Annotated in this window: 11 protein-coding genes and 1 pseudogene; 7 read left to right on the top strand and 5 right to left on the bottom strand. The window is 70.6% G+C overall.

Annotation, left to right across the window (positions count from 1 at the left end):
* From rfbH to ACFDR9_RS22820, 7 genes are all read left to right on the top strand, one after another.
* Nucleotides 1-1,335, top strand: a 1,335-nt coding sequence (gene rfbH, locus ACFDR9_RS22790) for a lipopolysaccharide biosynthesis protein RfbH (protein WP_409032465.1), incomplete at its 5' end; no start/stop codon positions are given.
* Between the two features lie 185 nt (nucleotides 1,336-1,520).
* Nucleotides 1,521-2,600 (top strand): NAD-dependent epimerase/dehydratase family protein, encoded by a 1,080-nt coding sequence (locus tag ACFDR9_RS22795; RefSeq protein ID WP_409032466.1) that lies wholly within the window; start codon nucleotides 1,521-1,523, stop codon nucleotides 2,598-2,600.
* Between the two features lie 54 nt (nucleotides 2,601-2,654).
* On the top strand, nucleotides 2,655-3,458 hold the full coding sequence (locus ACFDR9_RS22800) for a transketolase (RefSeq protein WP_409032467.1): 804 nt from the start codon (nucleotides 2,655-2,657) through the stop codon (nucleotides 3,456-3,458).
* A complete protein-coding gene (locus ACFDR9_RS22805; protein WP_409032468.1) occupies nucleotides 3,455-4,357 on the top strand; it encodes a transketolase family protein in 903 nt (300 codons plus the stop codon). The genes ACFDR9_RS22800 and ACFDR9_RS22805 overlap by 4 nt, the downstream gene beginning before the upstream one ends.
* Nucleotides 4,358-4,406: 49 nt before the next feature.
* Nucleotides 4,407-6,872 carry a tetratricopeptide repeat protein gene (locus ACFDR9_RS22810; RefSeq protein WP_409032469.1) on the top strand — a complete coding sequence of 822 codons (2,466 nt, stop codon included), beginning with the start codon at nucleotides 4,407-4,409 and terminating at the stop codon, nucleotides 6,870-6,872.
* Nucleotides 6,863-8,107, top strand: a complete 1,245-nt coding sequence (locus ACFDR9_RS22815) for a glycosyltransferase (protein ID WP_409032470.1) — start codon at nucleotides 6,863-6,865, stop codon at nucleotides 8,105-8,107. Before ACFDR9_RS22810 ends, ACFDR9_RS22815 begins: the two co-directional genes overlap by 10 nt.
* A 49-nt stretch (nucleotides 8,108-8,156) precedes the next feature.
* Nucleotides 8,157-11,066, top strand: a complete 2,910-nt coding sequence (locus ACFDR9_RS22820) for a glycosyltransferase family 10 domain-containing protein (RefSeq protein ID WP_409032471.1) — start codon at nucleotides 8,157-8,159, stop codon at nucleotides 11,064-11,066.
* Nucleotides 11,067-11,171: 105 nt separating this feature from the next.
* On the opposite strand, the gene ACFDR9_RS22825 is transcribed toward ACFDR9_RS22820, so the two are convergent.
* The 5 genes and pseudogenes from ACFDR9_RS22825 to ACFDR9_RS22845 all read right to left on the bottom strand — a co-directional run.
* The gene (locus ACFDR9_RS22825; RefSeq protein ID WP_409032472.1) at nucleotides 11,172-11,693 is read right to left on the bottom strand and encodes a hypothetical protein; all 522 of its coding nucleotides are present in this window, start codon (nucleotides 11,691-11,693) and stop codon (nucleotides 11,172-11,174) included.
* A gap of 200 nt (nucleotides 11,694-11,893) precedes the next feature.
* Nucleotides 11,894-12,670 (bottom strand): hypothetical protein, encoded by a 777-nt coding sequence (locus ACFDR9_RS22830; protein WP_409032473.1) that lies wholly within the window; start codon nucleotides 12,668-12,670, stop codon nucleotides 11,894-11,896.
* 42 nt (nucleotides 12,671-12,712) lie between these two features.
* On the bottom strand, nucleotides 12,713-14,074 hold the full coding sequence (locus ACFDR9_RS22835) for an HlyD family type I secretion periplasmic adaptor subunit (RefSeq protein ID WP_409032474.1): 1,362 nt from the start codon (nucleotides 14,072-14,074) through the stop codon (nucleotides 12,713-12,715).
* Entirely contained in the window at nucleotides 14,047-16,188 is a 2,142-nt protein-coding gene (locus ACFDR9_RS22840) for a peptidase domain-containing ABC transporter (protein WP_409032475.1), read from the bottom strand. The genes ACFDR9_RS22835 and ACFDR9_RS22840 overlap by 28 nt, the downstream gene beginning before the upstream one ends.
* Nucleotides 16,189-16,449: 261 nt before the next feature.
* A pseudogene (locus tag ACFDR9_RS22845) lies at nucleotides 16,450-17,853 on the bottom strand (heme utilization protein); the annotation flags it as partial.

A 17,853-nucleotide genomic window follows, 5' to 3' on the forward strand; every position in this document is an offset into this window, starting at 1 on the left:
AGAAACACCAACCCCGCCCCCCACACCGCCCACCCCCCCCCCCCCCCCCTTCCTTCCCCCCCCCCCCCCCCCCCCCCCCCCCCCCCCCCCCCGCGGCCGTTCGAGCCGGGCGTGACGGTGGTGCCGCCGGCCGGCAAGGTGGTCGGCGCGCCCGAGATGGCGCTGATGGTCGAGGCGTCGCTGGACGCCTGGCTCACCACCGGCCGCTTCAACGACCAATTCGAAGCCAGGCTGGCCGCCTTCATCGGCGTCAAGCACCTGATCACGGTGAACTCCGGCTCCTCGGCCAACCTGGTGGCGTTTTCCACCCTGACCTCGCCCAAGCTGGGCGCGCGCGCCATCAAGGCCGGCGACGAGGTGATCGGCGTGGCCGCCGGCTTCCCCACCACCGTCAACCCGATCCTGCAATTCGGCGCGGTGCCGGTGTTCGTCGACGTCGAACTGGGCACCTACAACATCGACGCGTCCCTGATCGAGGCGGCCATCGGCCCCAAGACCAAGGCCATCATGCTGGCCCACACGCTGGGCAACCCGTACAACCTCGACCTCGTCGTCGCGCTGTGCAAGAAGCACAATCTGTGGCTGGTCGAAGACTGCTGCGACGCCCTCGGCTCGACCTACAAGGGGCAGATGGTCGGCACCTTCGGCGACATCGGCACGATGAGCTTCTACCCGGCCCACCACATCACCATGGGCGAAGGCGGCGCCGTGTTCACCAACAACGCCGAGCTGAAGGCGATCGCCGAATCGTTCCGCGACTGGGGCCGCGACTGCTACTGCGCGCCGGGCAAGGACAACACCTGCGGCAAGCGCTTCTGCTGGAAGATGGGCACGCTGCCGCAGGGCTACGACCACAAGTACACCTACACCCACCTCGGCTACAACCTGAAGATCACCGACATGCAGGCCGCCTGCGGCGTGGCGCAGCTCGACCGCGCGGCCGGCTTCATCCAGGCGCGCAAGGACAACTTCGCCTACCTGAAGACGCGCCTGGCCAGTTGCGCCGAGTTCCTGATCCTGCCGGAGGCGACCGAGCACGCCGAGCCGTCCTGGTTCGGCTTCCCGATGACCCTGAAGCCGGAGGCCAACCTGAGCCGTGTCGACCTGCTGACCTACCTGGACCAGCACAAGATCGGCACCCGCCTGCTATTCGCCGGCAACCTGACGCGCCAACCCTACATGACCGGCCAGAACTACCGCGTCTCGGGCGAGCTGACCAACACCGACCGCGTCATGAACGACACCTTCTGGATCGGCGTCTACCCTGGCCTGAGCCGCGAGATGCTCGACTTCGCGGTCGAGAAACTGGAAGCGTTCTTTGGCGTCGGCTTCTGAGCCGGCGGCAAAGGGCCGGGGTCGGCCCTGCGGGGTCCGGCCCACATACCGCCAATGAGGGATGGCGTAGGTCGGCTTAGCCCGCGGGGCGTAAGCCGACTGGCGTCGGCAGCGGCCCGGCGTCGGATTGCGCTGCGCCAATCCGGCCTGCGCCAGCTTCAATGAGCGGCAACAAGGAACTAGCAATGACTGACACACACGGCAGCAACACCGCCAGCACCGGCTACCGCCCCGGCGTTTCCCCCGCCGACGTCGAGCTGGTGCTCGCGCACACCCCGGCCGCCGTCTGGGAGGCGCTGCGCGGCCAGCGCCTCTTCGTCAGCGGCGGCACCGGCTTCGTCGGCTGCTGGCTGCTCGAAGCGCTGCTGGCCGGGCACGAGCGTTTCGGCCTCGGCCTGGAACTGACGGTGCTGACGCGCGCCCCCGGGCGCTTCCGCGCCAAGGCGGCGCACCTGGCCGGCCACCCGGCCGTGCGCCTGCTGCAAGGCGACGTCACCGACCTGGCCGGCGTGGCCGGCCCCTTCGACACCATCCTGCACGTCGCCACCGACGTCGTGCGCCCCGACGCCGACCCGCTGCGGGTGTACCGCGACATCGTCGCCGGCACCGAGCAGACCCTGGCGCTGGCCGCGCGCGCCGGCGCCACGCGCTACCTGTTGACCAGTTCCGGCGCCGTCTACGGGCGCCAGCCGGCCGACTGCCCGCAGGTGCCAGAAAGCCACGCCGGCGCGCCCGCCACCGACGACCTGGGCAGCGCCTACGGCCAGGCCAAGCGCGCCGCCGAATTCCTGCTCGCCTGCCACGCCCGGCAGCACGGCACGGCGGCGCGCGTCGCCCGCTGCTTCGCCCTGGTCGGTCCCTACATGGCGCTGGACGCCCAGTTCGCCATCGGCAACTTCATCCGCGACAGCCTGGCCGGCGCGCCGGTGCGGGTCGGCGGCGACGGCACGCCGCTGCGCTCCTACCTGTACGCCGCCGACCTGGCCGTGTGGCTGCTGACGATCTTGGTCAACGGCGACGCCCAGCCCTATAATGTCGGTTCCTCGCGGGCCGTTTCGGTGGCCGAGCTGGCGCGCCGCGTCAGCCGCGCGCTGACCGGCGCCGAGCACGTCGTCGTGGCCCAGGCGGCGACGCCGGGCCGGGCGCCGGCGCAGTACGTGCCGGCGACGGCGCGCGCCGCCGCCCTCGGGCTGCGCGAGTACACCGACCTGGACGCGGCGATCCGCGCCACGGCCGCCTGGCAGCCGCGGCCGGCGGCGCCATGAACCCGCCCGCAGCGCATCCGGCGCAGCGCGCCCGACCCCACCTGGGACCATACCATGTCCGATTTTAACGCCCGCCACATCCGCCGCACGGTGCTGCAAATGGCCTACGCCGGCGCCACCGTGCACGTCGCCTGCGCCTTTTCGCTGGCCGACATCCTGGCCGTGCTGTACCGCCGGCACCTGCGCTATCCGGACAACGACCCGGACGGCCCGGGCCGCGACTACATGGTCCTCAGCAAGGGCCACGGCGTCATGGCGCAATACGCCTGCCTGCACGAAAAGGGCTGGCTGGCGCCGGACGCGCTGGCCAACTACTACGGCGACGGCACGCTGCTCAAGGGCCTGTCGGACGCCCACGTGCCCGGCTGCGAGGTGACCTCCGGTTCGCTCGGCCACGGCCTGTCGGTCGGCGTCGGCATGGCGCTGGCGGCGAAACTGGGCGACACCGGGCAGCGCTGCTACGTGCTGCTGGGCGACGGCGAGATGAACGAGGGGCCGATCTGGGAGGCCATGCTGTTCGCCGCCCACCGCAAGCTCGACAACCTGCTCGTCATCGTCGACGAGAACGGCCTGCAGGCGATGGGCAAGACCAGCGAGGTGATGGACCTGGGCTCGCTGCGCGCCAAGTTCGAATCCTTCAACTTCGAGGCCGTCGACGTCGACGGCCACGACGAGGCCGCGCTCGACGCCGCCTTCACGGCGCTGGAAAACAAGCGCGACGGCCGCCCCAAGGCGCTGGTGGCGCGCACCGTCAAGGGCAAGGGCGTCTCCTTCATGGAGCACCAGAACCTGTGGCACTACACGCGCCTGGACGCCGCCACCTTCGCCGCCGCCATGTCCGAACTGGAGCCAGTATGAGAAACGCCTTTTCCGACGCGCTGTCGGCGGCCGCCGTGGCCGACCCGAAAGTACTGCTGTTGACGGGCGACCACGGCTACAGCCTGTTCGACGACTTCCGCCGCCAGCGCCCCGAGCAATTCATCAACTGCGGCATCGCCGAGCAGAACATGGTCGGCGTCGCCGCCGGCCTGGCCAAGGCCGGCTTCAAGCCGGTGGTGTACGGCCTGAGCGCCTTCGTGCCGGTGCGCGTGCTCGAACAGATCAAACTCGACGTCTGCTATGAAAACCTGGGGGTGGTGCTGATCGGCGACGGCGCCGGCATCGTCTACAGCGCCCTTGGCAGCAGCCACCAGTCGACCGAGGACATCGCCGCCCTGCGCGCGCTGCCGAACCTGGCCATCCTGTCGCCGTGCGACCGCGCCGAGATGACGTACGCGATGGCGCAGGCGCTGCGCTTCGACGGCCCGACCTATCTGCGCATGGGCAAGTCGGACATCGGCGAAGTGCACGCCGGCGCGCTGGCCGCGCCCATCGGCGACCTGCTGCCGGTGGCCGACGGCGGCGGCAGCGCCGCCTTCCTGGCCACCGGCGCCATGGTCAAGACGGCGCTCGAACTGGCCGACGGCCGCGCGGTCTGGAGCGTTCCGTCGATCAAGCCGATCAACCGGGTCCAGGTGGCCGAGCTGGCGCGCCGCCACGCCCGGCTGATCGTGCTGGAAGAGCACAGCCGCATCGGCGGCCTGGGCGGCGCCATCGCCGAGATCGTCGGCGACATGGACGGCGCCCGCGCCCGCGTGGTCCGGCTCGGCATCGACGACCGCTTCTCGGAGCGCTGCGGCAGTTACGCCTACCTGCGCCGCGAGCACGGCATCGACGCCGCGTCGCTGCGCGCCCAACTGGCCGAGCTGGGCGACTAGCCGCCCGCCCCGTTTTTTTTGCATGCCGCACCGACCAGTCACAGGATATATGACCGTACCATCGACCGCCCCCGGGCTCCAGGAAGCCGAACAAGCCGCCTTCAACCAGGCCGGCCAGGGCTTGCTGACCGTCATCGAACTGTTTAGCGCCGCCCAGCGCCTGGGCGAAGCCGGCCAGGCCGCGCGCGCCGCGCAGTTGTACCGCGCCTGGCTGGCGCACACCCCCTCGCCGGTCGCCTACGCGGCCCAGTTCAACCTCGCCGTGCTGCTGATCGCCCTGGGCGACGACGCCGGCGCCGAGGCGGCCTACCGCGCCGCGCTGGCGCAGGCGCCGGCCTTCCTGGAAGGCCTGCTGAACCTGGGCACGCTGCTCGAACGCACCGGCCGCCCGCTCGAGGCGCTGGACTGCTGGCGCACGGCGCTGGCCGGCGCCGACCTCGCCGCGGCCGGCGACAAGGCGCTCTACATCCAGGCCCTGAACAACCTCGGGCGCCTGCTGGAACTGCGCAAGGAGCTGCCGGAGGCCGAGGAGATGCTGACCCGCAGCCTGCGCGAAGACCCGGCCCAGGCCAGCGTCATGACGCACTGGGTGCACCTGCGCCAGAAGCAGTGCAAATGGCCGGTCTACGACGGCAGCCTGGGTTTCGACGTCGCCAGCATGGTGACGGGCACCTCGGCGCTGGCCATGCTCAGCGCCTCCGGCGACCCCGAGCTGCAACTGCTGGCGGCGCGCCGCTTCGTCAAGGAAAAGGTGGTCGCCGGGGTGGCCGCGCTGGCCAGCCAGGACGGCTACCGCCACGCGCGCCTGCGCATCGGCTACCTGTCGTCGGACTTCTGCTCGCACGCGGTGTCGATCCTGACGGCCGAGCTGTACGAGCTGCACGACCGCGGCCAGGTGGAGGTCTACGGTTTCTGCTGGAGCAACGAGGACGGTTCGCCCATCCGCGCCCGCGTGGTCAAGGCGATGGACCACTACGTGCGCATCGCCGGCATCGGCGACGAGGCGGCGGCGCGGTGCATCCGCGACCACGAAATCGACATCCTGGTCGACCTGCACGGCCTGACCCTGGGGGCGCGCCCGAACATCCTGGCGTACCGCCCGGCGCCGGTGCAGATCACCTGGCTGGGCCTGCCCGGCCCGACCGCGCTGCCCGGCGTCGACTACGTGCTGGTCGACGAATTCCTCTTCCCGCCCGAGCTGGCGCCGTACTTCACCGAGCAGCCGCTGTACCTGCCGAACTGCTTCCAGATCAACGACCGCCAGCGCGCCATCGGCCCGCGCTCGACGCGCGCCGCCAACGGCCTGCCCGACGACGCCTTCGTCTTTTGCGCCTTCAACAACCACTTCAAGTTCACCCCCGAGGTGTTCGATTGCTGGATGCGGATACTCCTGCGCGCGCCGCACGGCGTGCTGTGGCTGGTGGTCGAGGGCGACGACGTGCGCGAGACGCTGTGCCGCCGCGCCGAGCAGCAGGGCGTGGCGCGCACCCGCCTGTACTTCGCCGCGCGCGTGGCGCCGGCCGACTACCTGGCGCGCTACCAGCTGGCCGACCTGTTCGTCGACACGCTGCCGTTCAACGGCGGCACCACCGCCAGCGACGCGCTGTGGGCCGGCCTGCCGGTGCTCACCTGCGCCGGCCGCACCTTCGCCTCGCGCATGGCCGGCAGCCTGCTGCTGGCGGTCGACCTGCCCGAGCTGATCACGCACTCGCTGAACGACTACGAAAACCTGGCGGTCAGCCTGGCGCACGCGCCCGAGCGCGTCGCCGCGATGAAGCGCCAGCTCGAACAGAACCGCCTGAGCTGCCGCCTGTTCGACAGCCCGCAACTGGTGCGCGACCTGGAAGCGCTGTTCCAGCGCATCGCGCGCCGGCCCGGCGGCGGCGCCCGGGAAAGCCGCGGCGCGCTGGTCGGCAAGGCCCGCCTGGGGCAGTTCGACGCCCTCGAAGCGGGCGTCATCTTCACCGCCTGGACCGGCGCCGGCGCGCTGCCGGCGCCGCAAGCCGAGGCGCTGCTGGCACTGCTGCGCCACAGCGGCCGGCCGGTGGTACTGGTCGACGCCGCCGGCGCCGCCGAATGGGAGGTGCCGCAGGCGCCGTTCCACCCGGCCTACGCGCTGCTCGACCAGGCGCACCAGGCCGACTACCTGCGCGCCTACCTGCTGCACCACTTCGGCGGCGGCTACAGCGCGCTGGCGCCGGCGCCGGCGGCCGTGTCCTGGACCGGCCACTTCGAGCGCTTCGGCGCCGGCGAGCCGCCGGCCGTGGTCGAGCCCGACGCCGGGCAAGACGGCCGGGAGCGGCTGATCGCGCGCCGCCACAGCCCGTTCACCGCGGCCTGGCTGGCCGGCGTCGAGGGCCGGCTCGACGAACAGCTCGAGGCGCTGCGCCGGCACGCCGCCGACCCGCTCCACGCGCCCTACCCGCTGGCGCCCAACAGCCTGGGCGGCGCGGCGTTCGCGGCGGCGCTGGCCTCCCTTGCACACCAACCAACCCGAGGCCTGCCATGCCAGTAAGCGCGACACCCCCCGGCGGCGACGCCGACATCGGCTCGATCAGCGTCATCATCCCGACCCACAACCGGCGCGACATGCTGGGGCGCTCGATCGGCAGCGTGCTGGCGCAAACCCGGCTGCCGCTGGAGATCATCGTCGTCAACGACAACGGCGTGGCGGTCGACGACATCATCGCCGCGCACAACGCCAGCGGCATCGTGCGCGGCGTAACGCACGCCACCAACCAGGGCGCCTCGGCGGCGCGCAACACCGGCCTGCGCATGGCCCGCGGCGCCTACATCGCCTACCTCGACGACGACGACGTGTACCTGCCGACCCACCTCGAGAGCACCGTCGGCGCGCTGCAGGCGAGCGACTGCCTGTTCGGCTATGCGCTGGCCGAATACGTCATCGACGACATGCGCAACGGCGAGCTGGTCAACGTCGGCCGGGTGCAGCCCTACTCGAACGTGGCGTACTCGCGCGAGCGCCTGATGATCAGCAATTTCATCCCCACCCCGACCTGGGTGTTCGCCCGCGCGCTGCTCGAGCAGGTCGGCTATTTCGACGAATACTTCGCCGCCTGCGAGGATTGGGAATGGCTGATCCGCGCCGCCGCCGCCACCGACTTCCTGGCCGTGCCGGCGCTGACGGTGGAGGTGCGCCAGCGCCTGCACGACGCCGGCCACCTGATCGTCCAGCACGGGCCGAAAATGAACATGTGGATCAGGGCCGTGTACGCCAAGCACCCGGTCGCCGCGCCGCAGCTGCAACTGGCGCGCCACGAGCACCTGGCCTGCGGCGCGGCGCGCCAGCTCAACGCCGAGCAGGAGGCGGGCATCGCCGCCGCCTTCGCCGCGGCCGCCGCCGGCACGCTGGAGCTGATCAACCTGATCAACATCGGCGAGCAGCTGGAGGGCGCCAACCTGCGCCACCGCAGCGTCGCGCTGTACCGCTGCTGGCTCGAACACAAGCCCGGCGCGGCGCTGCGCCACGCGGCCTGCTTCAACCTGGCCGTGACGCTGCACAACCTGCAGCAATACGCCGACGCCGAGGCGGCCTACCGCCTGGCGCTGCAGGCCTTCCCGCGCTTCCATCCGGCGCGCCTGCAACTGGCCGCGCTGCTGGAGCGCCGCGGCAGCGTCGACGAGGCGCTCGAACTGTGGCGCGCGGTCGTGCGCGAAGAAGCCGACCCGGCCGCGGCCGAACGGCAGCAGGCGGCGGCCCAGCTGGCGCGCTTCCTGACGCTGGCCTGACGCCGCCGCAGCGGCCGCGGCCCCCCACCCAACACTGGAACCACCCCCTATGATCATCGTCCACCTCTTCGGCAGCCTGACCCAGCAGTTCGGCCAGTATGCCTTCGGCGAAGCCTGCGCCGCGCGCCTGCGCACCACCCTCAAGCTCGACGGCGGCGACGCCGCCCAGCCGCTGCTGCTGCAACACTTCCGCCTGCCGGCCGAGCTGGCCGGCGACGCCGAGGTCGCCGCCGCCAAGGCCGCCGGCAGCCTGACCGAGGACACGCTGCTGTTCGACGAGTCGGTCTGGCAGCGCCTGCGCGACGGCCTCTACCTCGACGGCCTGTGGCACGACGGCGGCTACGGCGCCGCCGGCGTGCCCGGCCTGGTCGGCGGCATGGGCCTGCGCCAGCCGCCCGGCGAGGCCGTCCGCGCCCTGCTCGAACGCATCGCCGCCCACCCCGAGGCGGCCGCGCTCGACCTGCGCCGCGCCGCCCCGCCGCAGGGCCTGGCGGCGCTGCCGGCCAGCTACTACCGCGACGCGCTGGCGGCGCTGGCCTACCGCAAGCCGCAATCCCACGTCTTCGTCTTCTGCGACGACCCGGGCAGCGACGCCGCCGAACTGGGCCTGGGTCCGCAGCACACCCTGGTAGGCGCGGTCGACGAGGCCGCCGCGCTGCTGCTGATGGGCTCCTGCCGCCACCACATCGTCAGCTACCACGGCGCCTCCTGCTGGGCCGCGCGCCTGGCGCCGAAACCCGGCCAGGTGGTGATCGCGCCGCAGCAGGCCTTCGACCCGGCCGACCCGGCCCTGCTGGCGCGCTTCGGCGCCGTCATCCAGCCGCTGTGGCCGGCGCGCTGGCAGGTGCTGCCGATCCGCGCGGCGCAGCCGCCGCCGCATTACCTGCAGGCCGACGGCGGACGCAACCCGGGCCGGCCGATCCGCGTCGCGCTGTGGAACTACTACGAGGAGCTGACCACCGACGGCTTCATCTTCCGCAACGCCAACGCCGCCATCGGCGCCGACCTGCTCAAGCCCTGGGTCGAGCTGCACGCCTACGGCCGCGCCCACGGCATCGACTTCGTCACCTTTGACCAGGTCGCCGGCGTCGCCGACCTCGACGCGGTGCTGTTCATGGACCGGCCGCGCGCCGGCAACCCGGCGGTCGACGCGCTGCTGGCCTCGGGCATCGCCAAGTACCTGCTGCTGTACGAGTGCGAGGTGATCAAGCCGGACAACTGGGACCCCGCCTACCACCAGCAGTTCGACCGCATCTTCACCTGGAACGACACGCTGGTCGACGGCGAGCGCTACGTCAAGATCAACTTCGCCATCGACGCCGCGCCGCAATACCAGCTGGCGACCCAGCAGTCGGCCTTCGGGCAGCGCAAGCTGGCCACCATCATCGCCGGCGCCAAGCAGTCGGAGCACCCGTTCGAACTGTACTCGCACCGCGTGCGCGCCATCCGCTGGTTCGAGAGCGGCGCGCCGGCCGACTTCGACCTGTACGGCGGCGGCTGGGACGCGGCGCAGTTCCCCAGCTACCGCGGCAAGGTCGACGACAAGCTGGCGACGCTGGCCAACTACCGCTTCGCGATTTGCTACGAGAACGCGAAAAGCATCCCCGGCTACATCACCGAGAAAATCCTCGACTGCCTGCGCGCCGGCGCGGTGCCGGTGTACGGCGGCGCGCCCAACATCGCGCGCTGGATCCCGGCCGACTGCTTCATCGACATCGGCCTGTTCGGCACCTACGACGAGCTGTACGCCCACCTGAAGGGCATGGACGCGGCCACCCACGCCGGCTACCTGGCGCGCATGCAGGCCTTCCTGGCGTCGCCGGCGGCGTACCCGTTCTCGACCGAGTGCTTCATCGTCACGCTGAGCGGCTTCATCGCCTGGGACGTGCAGGGCCGCCGCGGCGAAACGCCGGAGCTGGCGCAGCGCGCCGGCGCGCCGGCCGGCGCGCGCCTGGTGCAGGACGGCGCCACGCTGGCGCTGCGCCTCGACAGCGCGCCCAGGGCCGCCGCCGCGCCGCGGCCCGACCTGGTGGTCTACATCGGCTACGGCGACGAGCTGCCGGTGTACTCGCGGGCGCGCTCGCTGTGGCAGTTCTACCGCTCCTTCTTCCCCGACATCGACATCATCTTCGTGCGCGAGACCGAGGACGTGGCGCGCGGCCAGGTGGTCACCGAGGGCGACGACCTGCTGGTCGGCCTGGGCGGCGAGCGCTACACCGGCGCCGCCTCGTACGCCGCCACCGGCACCTGGTCGGCCACGGAAAACTCCAAGGTGATCTTCCGCCAGATGGTGGTGTACGACCACCTGCTGCGCACCCGCGACAAGCCCTTCTTCCTGTACCACACCACCGTCACCTCGGTGGTCGACCTGCGCGCGCTGCAGGCGCTGCTGGCGGACCTGCCGGCCAGCGGCTGCTTCGCCGGCCCGCTGTCGCGCCTGACGGCGCCGGAACCGCTGAACGGCTGGACCTTCGTCAGCGGCGCCAGCACCCTGCTGTCGAGCGACGTGGTGGCGCTGCTGCGCAACCGCTACGACCCGGCCGCCCCGAACGCCAGCCTGCCCAACGACGTGTGGCAGGCGCTGACCCTGCACGACGTCGAGCGCACCGCGCTGCCGACGTTCAACTTCATCCGCCCGCGCGCGCCCGGCGCGCAGATCGACGGCGTCGCCGCCACCGCCCGCGCGATGCTGGCCAGCGGCCAGTTCCACTTCCGCATCAAGACCACCGGCGCCGAGGAGGGCCTGGCCAAGCGCGAGGACGTCGACCCGTGGATCATGTTGAAGATCATGCAGGAGATTATCGGGCACGAGGCGCAACCGGCGCTGACGCGCGAACTGTGCGGCAAGTACGCGCGCTTCGTCGACGGCGGCGCCGGCCGGCCGATGCCGCCCTACACCCGCGGCGACTTCTTCAGCGGCCCGCGCGACTTCCCGGTCAACGACCAGGAAGTCGGCTAGGCGCCGGACGGCATACGGTATGGGATGGCCGCCCCCCCGGGCGCGGCGCATGGCGGGCGGCCGGCCGGGCGGGGCCGGGTTGCCGCGGGCGGCGCAAGGGCCGCCCTACTCCGTCAGCAAGGCCGTCGTTGCCTGGCGCACCACCGCGTGGATCTTCTCCAGCGCGCAGGCGCCGGCCTTGACCTGCTGGTGCATCGACGCCAGGTAGACCAGGCGCGACGACAGCTTCATGGCCAGCTGCTCGTGGCTGGCGGCGCGCTCGCGCAGGAAGGCGCCGCCCTGGCGCGCGTCGCAAAACAGCTGCAACCATTCGACGCCGGCCTCGCCCCCGGCCGGCGCGCAGCGGCTGCTCAGCGCCTCCGGCAAATACACGCAATCCTTGTGCGACAGCACCGACAAGCACGCCGCCACGGCCGGCAAGGCGGCGTATTCGCGCTTCATGAAGACGCCGTAGGCGGGGCCGGCGTCGGCCTTGCGGAACAGCGCGGCGCCGAGCACGTCCTGCTCCTTGTTGAGCATGAACTCGCCCAGCGAGGCGCCGCCGACCGCCGCCTCGGTCTCGAGCCGGCGGGCGGCGCCGGCGGCCAGCGGCGCGCCGGCGCCGTCGAGGTTCCGGCGGAGCTGCACAGCACCACGCGCACCTCGCGGTAGTGCGCCAGGTTGGCGCGGATGGAGGCGACCAAGGCCGCCGTCAGCGCCCGACCCGGTGCATGGTCAGGCTGTTCCGGTAATAGTTGACGTTCTCGATCGCCAAATTGGCGAAATTGAAGTTCGCGTGGCTGTCGCCGAAGACATAGATCATAGTCGCTTCCGGGCGGGTGCGGGCTTTAGTGCTCGTACAGGTGCGTGAGCGCCTGGAACTCGTTGATGGCGCGCAGCTCGCGGTTGTATTCGCTGTCGAGGTCGCCGTCGTGGCGCGCGTGCACGAACGTCAGCTGGTCGTCGTCGCGCAGCGCCGCCGCCGAGAACGAGAACTGGCTGTTGGCGCACACCAGGATGTCGCTCAGGCGCATGATGCCGTGCGACAGGTAGGCCGGGCCGCCGTGCACGGTCTTGACGTTCAGGCCGGACTGCTGCAGCAGTCCCATCAGCTCGCCGGAAATCGGCGTGTCGCTGCACACCAGGATGTTCGGCACCAGCCGCGAGACGCGCTTGATGATGCGGAAGAAGGCCTCGTCGCGGATCATGTAGCTGGCCACGTTGATGTAGTCGCCGCGGCGGATGTGCACGCAGGCGTAGCGCTCGCCGTGGAACATGTCCTGCACGAACTGGCGGCTGTCGGCGTCGATCGGGAAGCGCGCGCGGATCGCCGCCACGCTCAGGCCGCGCTTCGCGTACAGGCCCTTTTCGGCGCCGTCCGGGATCACCCGCACCGCCCGGCCGCCGGCCGCGGCGAAGCTGTCGCGCCCGAGGCCGTAGACGTCGAGGTCCCAGCCCCAGTGCGTGACCTGGCCGATCTGGCCCGGCTCGGCGATGCGCTGGGCGGCGTCGAAGTAGTCGGTGATGCCGACCACTTCCTGGCCGACGTGCTGGTGGTAGAAGTAGCCGGCGGCGCTGAGGATCTGCGCTCCCAGGCCGCCCGTGAATGTCAGGCCGTTGATCATAAAAACCCCGTCGCTAAAAGTTGAAAATACCGTCCGCCGGCGTCACGGCTCGCGGATCGATTCGTCCGCGGCCTTGGTAAGCGGCCACAGCAGATAAGACATCACCGAACGCTTGCCGACCACGATTTCCGCCGTCAGCGTCATCCCCGGCAGCAGGCGCGATTGCCCGCTCATCTTCTTCAGGCGCGCCGTGCCGAAGGCCACCCGGCTCATGTAGTAGGCGTCCAGGCCCTGGCCCGGGTTGGCGGCGTCGCGCCGGAAGGCGTCCTCGCTGATGGTGCGCACCTTGGCGTCGAGCGCGCCGTGCTTCTGGAACGGGAAGGCGTCCAGCTTCAGGTGCACCGGGTCGCCCGGCTTGATGTAGCCGATGTCGAGCGAGTCGATCTGCACCTCGGCCTCGAGGTCGGCGCCCAGCGGCACCAGCGTGAACATCTGCTCGGCCGCCTTGACCACCGAGCCCTGCGAGAGCTTGGCCATTTCCAGCACGACGCCGTCGACCGGCGCCGTCAGTTGCACCAGCTGGTGCAGCTTGCCGGCCTTCTGCAACTGCTCGTTGACGCCGGCGCGCTCGCGCGTGGCCGCCAGCAGGTCTTCCATGGCCTTCTGCCGCCAGCCCTTGTTGAAGGCGGCGCGCTCGGCCCGCAGCGAGGCCATCTCGCGCTGCAGCTCGCGTTCCTTGTTGCCGGCCATTTGCATCTCGCGCTCGACCTCGAGGCGGCGGTCGCGCGCCTCCAGCAGGTGCAGCTTGGCGCCGTACTGCTGGGCGATCAGGGTTTCCTGCATCGCCTCCATCTCGCCCAGCGACTTGACGCGCAGGCCCAGCACGCGCTGGTCGTTGCGGTTGGTGTCGATGCTGGCCGACAGGCGCGCCAGGTTCTGGTCCATCTTGGCCAGCTGGGCCTGGAAATTGGCCTGGCGCTCGCCGGCGATCTGCGACTGCAGCAGGGCGTCGGCGTCGCCGCCGGCCGCGCCGGCCTTGGGCGCGCCGCCGGCCAGCTCGGCGCGCAGGCTCTCGGCCTGGACGTCCAGGCTGCCCAGGCGGGTGCGCAACTGCGCCTCGTCGGCCTGGGTGAAGGTCGGGTCCAGCGTGGCCAGCAACTGGCCCTTGCGCACCAGCTGGCCGACCCGCACCTCGATTTTCTGGATGATCGCCGTCTCCAGCGGCTGCACCACGATGTTGGGCAGCGGGTTGACCAGGCGGCCGTGCGCCAGCACCACCTTCTCCACCTCGGAGAAGCTGGCCCACAGCACAAAGCTCAGCAGCGCGCCGGCCAGCACGTGCAGCGTGATGCGGGCGTACGGCGGCAGCGGGCTGCGCTCGATGGCGTCGGCGTCGGGCAGGAAGTCGATCTCGGTGGCGTCCCTGCGCTTGGCCGTCACAGGTGGCTTGTTTGTTGGTTCCATAGGTGCTGGTAGGTTTCACTGCGGGTGAGCAATTCGGCGTGGCGGCCGCTGTCCATCAGGCGGCCCTGCTGCATGACCAGGATGGTGTTGGCGTTGACCAGCGTCGAGAGGCGGTGCGAGATCATCACGACGGTGCGCCCGACGGCGATGCGCGAGAGGTTGCGGATGAAGATGGCCTCGCTCTCCGGGTCCAGCGCGCTGGCGGCCTCGTCGAGGATCAGCACGCGCGGCTTGGCCAGCAGCGAGCGGGCGATCGACAGGCGCTGCTTCTGGCCGCCGGACAGGTTGGCGGCGTTTTCCTCGAGCAGCGTGTCGTAGCCGTGCGGCAGGCGCTCGATGAACTCGTCGGCGCCGGCGGCGGCGGCGGCCTCGACGATCTCCTCGAAGGAGGCGTCGGGCTTGGTCACGGTGAGGTTCTCGCGCACGGTGCCGCGGAACAGGAAGTTCTCCTGCAACACCACGCCGATTTGCCGGCGCAGGTGCGACAGTTCGATTTCGCGGGCGTCGACGCCGTCGAAGCGGACGATGCCCTCCTGCACCCCGTACAGGCCCTGGATCAGCTTTGTCAGCGTGGTCTTGCCGGAGCCGCTGCGCCCGACGATGCCGACCACGGTGCCGGCGCGGATGGTGAAGCTGGCCTTGTCGAGCGCCAGCGCGCTGGCGCCCGGATAGCGGAAGCTGACGTCGTCGAAGCGGATCTCGCCGTCGAGCACCGGGCGCAGGCCGCCGGCGCCGGCGCGGCCCTCGGGCGCGCGGTTCATCACCTCGCCCAGCATGCGCACCGACAGCGCCGTTTCCTGGTATTCGTTGACCAGGCCGACGATGGCGATGAGCGGCTGCACCACCCGGCCGGAGATCATCTGGAAGGCGATCAGCGCGCCCACCGTCATGGTCTGGTCGAACACGCCCTGGGCGCCGATGACGATCACCGCCACCGGCAGCAGCTTGCCGAGGAAGTCGGTGATGGCGTTGCCTGTGATGGAGATCTGGCCGACCCGGAAATGCATGGTGATGGCCTCGGCCGAGCGCTGGTCCCAGATGCGCCGCTGCGACGGCTCGATCGCCAGCGCCTTGACGGTGCGCATGCCGTGGATGGTCTCCACCAGCATCGCCTGGCGCTGGCCCTCGGCCGCGTAGAGAGCGTTCAGGCGGCGCTGGAAGGTCGGCACCATGGCCATCACGACGCCGGCGATGAGCGCGGTAAACAGCAGCACGATCATGGTCAGCTTGAAGGAGTAGGCGAACAGCACCGGCAGGAACACCACCAACGCGATCATGTCGAGCGCGGTGAAGAACATGCGCCCGGTCAGGAAGCCGCGGATTTTTTCCAGCTGCTGCATGTGGCGCGTGATGACGCCGGCGGTGCTGGTCTCGAAGTAGTCGATCGGCAGCGACAGCAGGTGGCCGAAGGTGCGCCGGGTCAGGCGCATGTCGATCTTGTTGGTCGCCGCCAGCGTGAGGATCTGCCGCAGGTAGCCGAAGGCGGCGTCGAACACCAGCGCGATGACGATGCCCACCGCCAGCACCCACAGCGTGGTCACGCTCTGGTGCGTGAGCACCTTGTCGATGACCAGCTGGAAGAACACCGGCGAGGCCAGCGCCAGCAAGTGCATCGCCAGCGCGGCGATGAAGATGTCGCGGAAGGCCGCCTTCTGCTTGAGGATCTCGGGGATGAACCAGCGCAGCCCGAACGGCTGGTTGGGGTCGGTCAGCTTGTGCTGGCGTTTGGCGAACACCACGTCGCCGTCCCAGCGCCGCTCGAAGCTGGCGCGCTGCTCCAGCGTCACGGCGGCCTGTTCGGCGATCGGGTTGAGCAGCGCCACCTGGCCGTCGCCGTCGGCGCGCACGCCGACGATGATCACCATGTTGCCGTCGCGCAGGCGCGCCATCAGCGGGAACACCCCGCCCTGGGCCTGCAGGCCGGCCCACGACAGCTTGTCGACCTTGGCCTTCAAGCCGATGTCGGCGGCGATGCGCAGCAGCGCGCCGTCGCCCGGTTCCTCGGCGCCCAGCGCGTAGTCGTCGATCAGGCGTTCCGGGTTGATCTGCAAGCCGTGGTGCTGCGCGATGGCCGTCAGGCACTGGATCGCGGTATGGGGAAATTTATCGTGCATTGGCAGGGGCGGCGATCGAATGCGGTCGCGCAAACGTTGGGCAGGACAACATCGTGTTCACCTTTTTTGTTGGCGAAAAAATAATCGGGCGATCACACCGGCCAGGCTGGCGTCGTGCCAGTGGATTCTACCGCAGGCGCAGCCATCCGGGCGCGTTTTATGCTGCCGGAATGCACATAAAAAAAGCGGCGGAACCGTCAGGTTCCGCCGCTCTTGCGCACCGCGCGCGCACCGGCCTTGGCCGGTGCGCCGGGCGCTGGCTTACTTGGCGGCCAGGATGCCGTGGCTGGCCGCGTTTTGCAGCGCGTTCAGACGCAAGGTCTGCTCGCCCGAGGCCAGGCCGTCGGAACCGCCGAGCGCCTTGCCGAAGGCGTCGAACTGCTTGAGCGCGTCGGCCATCGCCCCGACGCTGGCCGCGACGGCGCCAGTGTGCGCGGCGCCATCGAGTTTCAGCGCGCCGGCGCCGGCCGGCTGGGCGCTGGCAGCGCCTTCGCCGAACGAAGCCATCGCCTGCACCAGGTCGGTGACCCGGCCGCGCATGTTGGCCGCCGGTGCGGCGGCCGGGGCCACCGCGCTGGTTTGGAACCAGACGTCACCGACCGCGTGGCTGGCGCCATCGGTGGTGTTGTAGGTCGATTGCAAGCCAACGATGTTGCCGTTGTCGAGCACGCCGGCCTTGGCCACGTCCAGGTTCAGCTGGGCGATGTTCAAGGAGGCCAGCGATTTCAGCTCGGCGGCCTGGCTGACGCCGTCGGCGTTGCCGTCGATCCAGATGCGCAGATCGGCGAAGCCCTGGTCGGCGGCGCTGATGGTGCCGTCCTTGTTGACGTCCAGCTCGGCCATCGCCGCGTAGCCGGTGGCCGCTTTCTGGCCGTTCGCCAACACCGTCGAGGAACCGAACAATTCGCGGCCGTCATTGATCACGCCGTCGCCGTTGCGGTCCAGTACCAGCAAGCCGTCGCCCTGGCCAACCCAGCCAGTGTTGAGCTTGCTGCCATTCGCCTTCAGGTCGAACTGGACGCCGGCCGACATGCTCAGGGTGCTCACGCCGTTGCCGTCCAGGTCGATCACGATAGGCGTGATGAACTGCAGCGCCTGGATCTGGTCGGTCGAGAACGCCGCCACCTGGGTCGAGGACAGCGCGTGGATTTGCAGCGAAGTCAGCGCGCTCACCTGGTCGGTCGTCAAGGCCTGGATCTGCGCGGTGCGCAGGCTGGCGATGGCCGACGTTTTCAGGGCGGCGATATCGCGTGTTTCAATCGCCGCGGTGGTGCTGGTCGACATCGCCGCCACCTGCGCGCTGTTCAAGGCGCCGATCTGGCTCGAGCTCAGCGCCACGACCTGGTTGGTGGTCAGGCCGGTCGCCATGCTCGCCGTCGACAGCGCCGCCACCTGGCCGGTGGTCAGGCTGGCCACCTGGGTGGTGGTCAGCGCCAACACCTGGTCGGAGTTCAAGGCGCCGATGGCGCTGCTTCTCATCGCGGCCAGGTCGGCCGTTTCCAGCGCGACGATGCCGCTGGTGGTCAAGCCGGCGATTTGCGCGGTGCCGATGGCGCCGGCTTGCGCCGTGGTCAGGGCCACCACCTGGTTGGTGGTCAGCGCGGCCAGCTGGCTCGATTTCAGCGCGGCGACGGCCAGGGTCGTCAGGGCGGCGAAGTCGGCCGT

This window comes from Janthinobacterium sp. CG_23.3 (assembly GCF_046115965.1).
Lineage (GTDB): Bacteria > Pseudomonadota > Gammaproteobacteria > Burkholderiales > Burkholderiaceae_D > Janthinobacterium.

Excerpts from the sequence above, each read along its gene's own strand:
- ACFDR9_RS22815 (WP_409032470.1), top strand. The coding sequence starts at position 6,863 with ATGCCAGTAAGCGCGACACCCCCCGGCGGCGACGCCGACATCGGCTCG.
- ACFDR9_RS22840 (WP_409032475.1), bottom strand. The coding sequence starts at position 16,188 with ATGCACGATAAATTTCCCCATACCGCGATCCAGTGCCTGACGGCCATC.
- ACFDR9_RS22795 (WP_409032466.1), top strand. The coding sequence starts at position 1,521 with ATGACTGACACACACGGCAGCAACACCGCCAGCACCGGCTACCGCCCC.
- ACFDR9_RS22800 (WP_409032467.1), top strand. The coding sequence starts at position 2,655 with ATGTCCGATTTTAACGCCCGCCACATCCGCCGCACGGTGCTGCAAATG.
- ACFDR9_RS22820 (WP_409032471.1), top strand. The coding sequence starts at position 8,157 with ATGATCATCGTCCACCTCTTCGGCAGCCTGACCCAGCAGTTCGGCCAG.
- ACFDR9_RS22810 (WP_409032469.1), top strand. The coding sequence starts at position 4,407 with ATGACCGTACCATCGACCGCCCCCGGGCTCCAGGAAGCCGAACAAGCC.
- ACFDR9_RS22835 (WP_409032474.1), bottom strand. The coding sequence starts at position 14,074 with ATGGAACCAACAAACAAGCCACCTGTGACGGCCAAGCGCAGGGACGCC.
- ACFDR9_RS22805 (WP_409032468.1), top strand. The coding sequence starts at position 3,455 with ATGAGAAACGCCTTTTCCGACGCGCTGTCGGCGGCCGCCGTGGCCGAC.
- ACFDR9_RS22830 (WP_409032473.1), bottom strand. The coding sequence starts at position 12,670 with ATGATCAACGGCCTGACATTCACGGGCGGCCTGGGAGCGCAGATCCTC.